We start from the raw sequence: 6,963 nt of genomic DNA, 5'->3' as shown, positions 1-6,963 counted from the left end.
TTGCTCCCACGGCAGGGATACACCAAGATCGTAACCGTAGCCAGTAACATGATCCAGCACTACGGTGCTGCCGCTGATTGCCAGGGACGTCAGAAATAACAGAATTGTTATGCGGCGTGAATAGCCCTGGCTGAACCAGCCACTTTTATATAACGCCATACCAAACAGCATTAATGCCGCCATCAACCAATACAGGGTCATCACAAAACCGATCAGCATAATCAGGTTCAGCCATAGCTGCTCGGTTAACTGAGCCAGGTAAGGCCCGGTCCAAAGCAGCTGTTGTGCCTCTAATACTTCGGCATCCAGTGGCTGCAGCGGTGGCGGCGGAGTCAGCAGCAAATACCCACTGTAAATAGCCGGCATAATTAACGATATCGTAAATAACATGGCACCCTTGCGCCACAGCGCAGCGGTATCGAGTTTATGATATCCCTGTTTCAGCACTAACAAACCAGTAACGGCATACCACAGCAAAATATCACCAAACCAGATAAAGCTGATATGCAGCAGACCGACAACGACCAGCCAGTTTAAGCGGCGCTGTAAATAGCGCTCACCATACTTTTCCATGATAAGTAGCAGGCTTACCCCGAATAGCAGGTTAAATAAGGTTAAAAACCGGCCGGAAAATAACAGTGTCTGCAGGTTGTACAAGCCAATATCTAACGCACTTACAGCAGGGTGCCAAATAACACTGTGTGAGTAATCAGGCGGGTTGGCGAAGGCAAATATGTTCATCAATAGAATGCCTAAAATGGCAAAACCACGGATGATATCCAGTTGCACCACACGGCTGGGGTTACTGCTCATTAAATGTGAGCGGGCAGCTGGCATGGTCAGGGTTCATTTAACTCGTTGTGATGTTTACCAAAAACCGGAATGGTAATTTGCCATTTAATCGCGGCCAGGCGTAGCAGCAGTAATGTTAACATTCCGGCCAGCATAGCGGGCAACTGGGCTGCACCAAGCGCCAGTAAACCGGTGTAAACACCACCACCGACCAAGCAGGTAACGGCATATAACTCACCCCGGAATACCATCGGGATTTCCCGGCACAGCACGTCGCGGATCATGCCGCCGCACACTGCGCTCATGGTACCCAGCATAATGGCCACCAAGGTTGATGTGCCAAAATCGAGCGCCTTTTGGGTGCCCATAATAACGAAGAAAGCCAGGCCTAAGGCATCGAAAAACTGCAACGTATTATGCGGAATGGTTAAGCGGTTACGCACCAGCAGAATAGTGCCGATAGCGGCGATGAGAATGGCATAAAAGTAGCTGTTATTGTTTATCCAGATAACCGGTACATCTAAAATAAGATCGCGCAAGGTGCCACCACCAATCGCGGTAACACTGGCCAGCACAATTACCCCAAAACCATCCATCTGGTTGCGCCATGCCGCCAGAGTTCCAGATACGGCAAATACCGCGACGCCGAGTAAGTCGAACCACAGAAAATACGTTGCCATGGCGAAAGATAATTTTGCCAAAAAAAGATAGCGTTACGCTAACAGGCTTTCTGGAGCAGGTAAATGCTTTCCCCTCTGCAGCGGCCAATTATTCCAGCATAGTTAAGCTAATGATGAAATAGTTAACCAACTCACTTTTCGCCAGCTCAGGTGATGTGCTACGATTTCGGGCTTTTGTAAATAATACGTTTTATAAATAATAGTGAATAAAGGATTAGTATGAATAAATTAGTTGTTGGGGCCGGTATTGTTGTGGTTGCCGCTGCGGCGGGGTTTTATTATGCCAACATGCAAGCTGAAGATGCGATTAAGCAGCAAATTGAAACGGCAAATCAGTCATATGCTGAAATGGCCGCTACCGGCCTGATGCCAGCAATTAGTATTGGTTATCAGGATGTATCGGCCAATATACTGACTTCCAGTTACAGTGTCAGCGGCATTGATGTCAGTATTGCGGGTATGGGTCAGGTTGCGACTATCGATAAAGTGACTGCCGTAGGCTTAAAGCCTCAGGGCTTGTCTGATAAAGGCAGCGCCGAGCTGACAGGGGCTAAAATGGCACAGCCGATGCTGGCAATGTTGCCACCGGAAATGAGTACGTTTATCGAAGGCCTGGCGCTGCATGCTGATTACAATTATGAATATCAACCTGCTACCGGTGAGTTATATTTTAGTCAGGTTACCCGGGTAAATGACGAATTCAGCGTGGCTTATAATTTCTCATTCGCCCAGATGCAGGAGTTATGGGCGTTTGCCCGTAACATGAGTGAAAAAACACCGGCAGAGCAGCAAGAATTAAGTATGTCTGACAGCTATATGAATGATGTTATGGCAAACCTGGTAAAAGGCGCATTGAAAAGCGGTGAGCTGGTGATTAACAATAATGGCTTTATCGAGCGACTGGTTGCGATGGGTAGCGCCCAGGGCCAGATGCCGCCATTTGATGCCCTGCAGGGGATGGCGCTTATGGCCGTCAGTAGTGATGAAAAACTGCCACTGGCGCTAAAAGAAACCCTGACCACCTTTATCAACCAGCCTGAAAAACTGAAGGTTACCGTTAATTTTGCCGAGCCGGTAAGTTTTGCGGCAGTGCAATCTGGCGAGTTAATGACTGAATTGCAAACGCCTGAGCAAATGATTGAGTTTGCTAACCTGAAAATGGTTGCTAACTAAGCGTTTTTTAGCTGCAGCAGCACCGCTAACCAAATAAAAAAAAGGCAGCCTGGCTGCCTTTTTTATTGTTATATTAGCTGATTATTTGCTTGCTAATTCGTTAATCTGATTCAGCTCTTTATCGGTTAAAGCTTTATAGCCTCTGGGGTAGGGCCAGCCGAACCCCCAGCGAAATTTTGTTGGTAAGTAGGGGGTACCACCAACTCTTACACCCGCCAGCATAATACGGGCAATTTCCGGCTCTCCCACCTTTGCGACACAAGCTTCAAGAGCCTTGTCTGCTGCAAGACGCTGCTGATAAGTGCCTCCCTGCCAATATGCGTAATCGTGAGCAGTACAGCAGGCCAGCCACAAATCATTTTGCTCGCGGGTGCCATCAGGAAATAAACTGCAGCCATCAGACTTGAAAGGTTTAATTTCAGTGGCTGCTGCACCTGCTGGCAATAGCACGATAAGACACAGGATTATTCTGAACATGATAAATAAGTGACTGCGGTTTCCTTGCCGGACGTTAACCGGGTAAATCAGAGTCGGCATTTATTATTCAGGCTCGGCAGATTTAAACAACCTGAGAAAACCCTGCAGGCCAATGTTGAGGATGCCGGCAGCAGAGTCCTCTTTTTTAAGTTTATTGTCGTCATAAACAGACTGATTCTGCTTTTTCTGCTGCCGGTGCGCTGCGTTACTTATCGTGCCATCGGCAAAATCGTCCGCTGCCTGCTTTACGTTATTACTGGCGCAACCTACTGTCATTACGGCAAGTAGTGCCACCAACATTAATCTAGCTTTGTGTTGCATAGGGCTTCCCTGTCATTTTTAACCCAGCCGACGCTAAGGCGTTGCTGGCTGATCCAGTTGTGTTAATGATATATAACGGTTAAAGGTTTAGCCAGCAGATTAAAAAGCGTGCCAGCAACGTGTCCAGCAATAAAAAGCCAGGTGTGGCCAGCTAGCGGTTGCGAACAGATTATACCGGTAAGCTTGATATCCCTCAGCTATACTAATTAGATAATCCATTTAACCAAAGGGTGGCGGCAGTATGAAACGAATACTGATATGGCTGCTGCTTTGGTGTTGCCCGATGTCCGCTGTTGCCAGTCAGGCTATTTGGCTGCTGGATCTTAAAGGCGCTATTGGCGTGGCCAGTGCCGAATATGTAGAGTCCGGTATTGCTAAAGCCCATGCAGAGCAGGGCCAGCTGATAATTCTGCGGATAGATACACCAGGCGGCCTTGATCTGGCAATGCGGCAGATTATTCAGCGGATCCTGTCATCCGACATTCCGCTAGCCTGTTTTGTTGCACCACAGGGTGCCAGAGCTGCCAGCGCCGGAACCTATATTCTCTATGCCTGCCATTTTGCGGCGATGTCACCGGCCACCACGCTTGGTGCTGCTACGCCGGTGCAGTTGGCAGGCGCCTCCCCGGCGCTGTCACCCGCAGAAAACGACAAGCCGGCGGACAGCAACATAAGCGCAATGCAGCGTAAAGTGATCAATGATGCGACCGCGTTTATTAAAGGATTAGCGCAACTACGTGGCCGCAATAGCGACTGGGCAGAGCTGGCCGTTCGCCAGGGCGTCAGCCTGCCTGCTGAGCAGGCCCTGCAACAGCAGGTTATCAATTTTATCGCCAATGATGTCAGTGATTTGCTGGCACAACTGGATGGTCGTATGATCGGGCAACAGCAGCTGGCCCTGAGCGATGCGCCGGTTATCACCTATCAGGCCAACTGGCGACACCAGTTTCTGTCAGTACTAACCAACCCCAATGTAGCCTATATTTTAATGCTGCTTGGCATCTACGGTTTGTTCTTTGAATTTTCTAATCCCGGCATGGCAGTACCGGGTATTACCGGTGCGCTATGTCTGCTGTTAGCGTTGTATGCATTTCAGGTTTTACCAGTTAATTATGCCGGGCTGGCGATTATTCTGCTTGGCCTTGCGCTGTTGGTGGCTGAAGCAATAGCCCCCAGCTTTGGAGTGCTGGGAATTGGCGGCATTATCGCGCTGGTGATCGGTTCGGTGATCCTGTTTGACAGCCCCTATCCGGAGTTTCAGCTGGCGCTGCCGGTTATCGCAGCTGTGGCGGTTTGCAGTGCCGGTTTTACTTTTTTTGTTGTCGGGATGCTGCTGCAAAACCGTCGCAACCCACTGGTGTCCGGTACCACTACCTTGCTCGGGAAACGGGCACAAATCGAGCATTTTGAACAGCAACACCCGATGATACATCTTGAAGGCGAGTGGTGGCAGGTTGCTGCCGCACAACCATTACAAGTAGGCGATTGGGTGCAGGTACAGGCCATCGACGGCCTGGTATTGCAGGTGACAAAATCGAAGGAGCCATCTCATGACTGAACAGCTATTTGACAGCTATTTCTGGGCCTCACTGGGCCTGCTGATTGCGCTGTTGTTGTTATCGATGTTTCGCGTGCTGCGGGAGTATGAGCGCGGCGTAATTTTTTTACTCGGCCGCTTCCAGCAGGTAAAAGGGCCGGGCTTGATTATTGTAATCCCGGTGCTGCAGCAAATCGTGCGGGTGGATTTACGCACCATAGTGATGGACGTGCCGACACAGGATGTGATCTCGCGTGATAACGTGTCGGTGAAGGTGAATGCTGTGGTGTACTTTAAGGTAGTCGAGCCACAAAAAGCCATTATTCAGGTGGAAGACTATCTGGTCGCGACCAGTCAGTTATCGCAAACCACGTTGCGCTCGGTGCTGGGGCAGCACGAGCTGGATGATATGCTGGCCGAGCGCGATAAACTGAATGCTGATATCCGCGCCATTCTTGACCGGCAAACCGATGCCTGGGGCATCAAAGTGTCGAATGTGGAAATAAAGCACGTCGATCTGGATGAAAGCATGATCCGCGCTATTGCCCGTCAGGCGGAAGCCGAACGTAACCGCCGGGCAAAAGTGATCCATGCGATGGGTGAGCAGGAAGCGGCAGAAAACCTGCTGCAGGCAGCGAATGTATTGTCGAAGCAGAATCAGGCACTGCAGCTGCGTTATCTGCAAACGTTGACTGAAATCGCTAATGATAAAACCCACACAGTGGTGTTTCCGGTGCCGCTGGACATCCTGCAGGGTTTAACCACACTGACCAAACAGCCAGGCAAGGAGTAGTGCACACCAAGCAAGCCGGCATAAATAAACTAGCTGTTATTTACCGGACGAGCTGGCCAAACTGGCAGTACAATACGAAGGAGAAATCGCATGAAAGCCAATCTGTACCTACTGATGCCATTAATGTTGCTGCTAGCGGCCTGTAGCCCGGGGCCTGAGTCGCCGCGTGGTTTTAGCTTGCCTGAGGGTAATGCCGACGCCGGTAAAACCGTGTTTATTGCCTATAAGTGCATGGCCTGCCATAGCCTTGAAGACATGGATGACCGCGCAATTGAAGCACAATTACCAAAAAAAGTGCCGCTGGGCGGCGATGTCAGAACCATCAAAACCTATGCAGAGCTGGTAACATCGGTGATTAACCCGTCACATAAAATTGCTCAGGGTTTTGATCGGCCGGGCTACACCGATGCCGCAGGAGAATCGCTGATGCGTAATTACAATGATGTGATGACGGTAACGGAACTGACGGACTTAGTCGCCTTTTTGCAGCCAAAATACAATCTGAAGCCATTTAACCGTACCAATTACCCGCATTATTTTCCGTAGTAAGGGTAAAACACGGCAGCAGTTAAGCTGAAGCAAAACATGAGCCATACACACGGCGTCAGCGCACAACGCAGTGCGCTGATTTCCCAAATCTTGGCAGCTTATGTCGGTTAAATCTTAGCCGCTAACGCGGCCTCGCCTGACAGATGGGATCCTGTTACGCAGGTTACACTTTAGCCAAGCCAAGGCTGGCTGATGCGGCGGCTTTGCTCGTAATCGGCAATTTGTAGCTTTAACTGCTCGCTGCTGCCGATAAAATCCAGCCCGGATAATAGCCGCTGTTTAATATCTGCGTCGATATTAAAGCCCAGCGCAGCATTGTTGCCAAACATGATTTCCTTACTCTGCAAGTCAATTTGCCAGTGTTGCGGGCCCTGCGTGCAGCGATTAAACAGCAGGTCGATATTGGTTTTACTTAACTGAATTAATAACATGGCGTTATTAACACTGTTGTTAAAGAAAATATCGGCAAAGCTTTCGGCAATAATCACATTAAAGCCAGCTTGCTGAATAGCCCAGGGTGCGTGTTCGCGGCTGGAGCCACAACCAAAGTTAGCCCGGGTTAATAAGATGCTGGCGCCACTATACTCCGGCTTATTAATCACAAAATCCGGGTTGGGGCTGCCATCAGCTAAATAGCGCCA

9 protein-coding genes are annotated in these 6,963 nt (G+C 49.6%); 4 read left to right on the top strand and 5 right to left on the bottom strand.

Features of this window, described 5'->3' with window-relative positions:
• On the bottom strand, positions 1-837 hold an 837-nt coding region (locus ABY802_RS15210), incomplete at its 3' end, for a DUF418 domain-containing protein (protein ID WP_372627974.1).
• A gap of 2 nt (positions 838-839) precedes the next feature.
• On the bottom strand, positions 840-1,493 hold the full coding sequence (locus tag ABY802_RS15205) for a trimeric intracellular cation channel family protein (protein WP_372627973.1): 654 nt from the start codon (positions 1,491-1,493) through the stop codon (positions 840-842).
• 198 nt (positions 1,494-1,691) lie between these two features.
• Between ABY802_RS15205 and ABY802_RS15200 the strand changes: the two genes are divergently transcribed.
• Positions 1,692-2,645 (top strand): hypothetical protein, encoded by a 954-nt coding sequence (locus tag ABY802_RS15200; RefSeq protein WP_372627972.1) that lies wholly within the window; start codon positions 1,692-1,694, stop codon positions 2,643-2,645.
• 81 nt (positions 2,646-2,726) lie between these two features.
• Here ABY802_RS15200 and ABY802_RS15195 read toward each other — a convergent pair whose 3' ends face one another.
• Positions 2,727-3,182 (bottom strand): hypothetical protein, encoded by a 456-nt coding sequence (locus tag ABY802_RS15195; protein WP_372627971.1) that lies wholly within the window; start codon positions 3,180-3,182, stop codon positions 2,727-2,729.
• A 3-nt stretch (positions 3,183-3,185) separates the two neighbouring features.
• Positions 3,186-3,443: a hypothetical protein gene (locus ABY802_RS15190; protein WP_372627970.1), complete on the bottom strand. Its 258-nt coding sequence runs from the start codon at positions 3,441-3,443 to the stop codon at positions 3,186-3,188.
• A 241-nt stretch (positions 3,444-3,684) separates the two neighbouring features.
• Between ABY802_RS15190 and ABY802_RS15185 the strand changes: the two genes are divergently transcribed.
• From ABY802_RS15185 to ABY802_RS15175, 3 genes are all read left to right on the top strand, one after another.
• Complete coding sequence (locus ABY802_RS15185) at positions 3,685-5,001, top strand: nodulation protein NfeD (RefSeq protein WP_372627969.1); 1,317 nt, start codon at positions 3,685-3,687, stop codon at positions 4,999-5,001.
• Positions 4,994-5,773 carry a slipin family protein gene (locus tag ABY802_RS15180; RefSeq protein ID WP_372627968.1) on the top strand — a complete coding sequence of 260 codons (780 nt, stop codon included), beginning with the start codon at positions 4,994-4,996 and terminating at the stop codon, positions 5,771-5,773. The genes ABY802_RS15185 and ABY802_RS15180 overlap by 8 nt, the downstream gene beginning before the upstream one ends.
• Positions 5,774-5,863: 90 nt before the next feature.
• Entirely contained in the window at positions 5,864-6,319 is a 456-nt protein-coding gene (locus tag ABY802_RS15175) for a c-type cytochrome (RefSeq protein ID WP_372627967.1), read from the top strand.
• A 173-nt stretch (positions 6,320-6,492) separates the two neighbouring features.
• Here the strand turns inward: ABY802_RS15175 and leuD are convergent.
• A partial coding sequence (gene leuD / locus ABY802_RS15170) for a 3-isopropylmalate dehydratase small subunit (protein WP_372627966.1) occupies positions 6,493-6,963 on the bottom strand: 471 nt, incomplete at its 5' end.

It is taken from the genome of Arsukibacterium sp. (genome assembly GCF_041616895.1).
GTDB lineage: Bacteria > Pseudomonadota > Gammaproteobacteria > Enterobacterales > Alteromonadaceae > Alishewanella.
Note: the sequence above shows the minus strand (reverse complement) of the source record. Positions and strands in the feature narration are given on the sequence as shown.

Excerpts from the sequence above, each read along its gene's own strand:
- ABY802_RS15190 (WP_372627970.1), bottom strand. The coding sequence starts at position 3,443 with ATGCAACACAAAGCTAGATTAATGTTGGTGGCACTACTTGCCGTAATG.
- ABY802_RS15200 (WP_372627972.1), top strand. The coding sequence starts at position 1,692 with ATGAATAAATTAGTTGTTGGGGCCGGTATTGTTGTGGTTGCCGCTGCG.
- ABY802_RS15175 (WP_372627967.1), top strand. The coding sequence starts at position 5,864 with ATGAAAGCCAATCTGTACCTACTGATGCCATTAATGTTGCTGCTAGCG.
- ABY802_RS15185 (WP_372627969.1), top strand. The coding sequence starts at position 3,685 with ATGAAACGAATACTGATATGGCTGCTGCTTTGGTGTTGCCCGATGTCC.
- ABY802_RS15195 (WP_372627971.1), bottom strand. The coding sequence starts at position 3,182 with ATGCCGACTCTGATTTACCCGGTTAACGTCCGGCAAGGAAACCGCAGT.
- ABY802_RS15180 (WP_372627968.1), top strand. The coding sequence starts at position 4,994 with ATGACTGAACAGCTATTTGACAGCTATTTCTGGGCCTCACTGGGCCTG.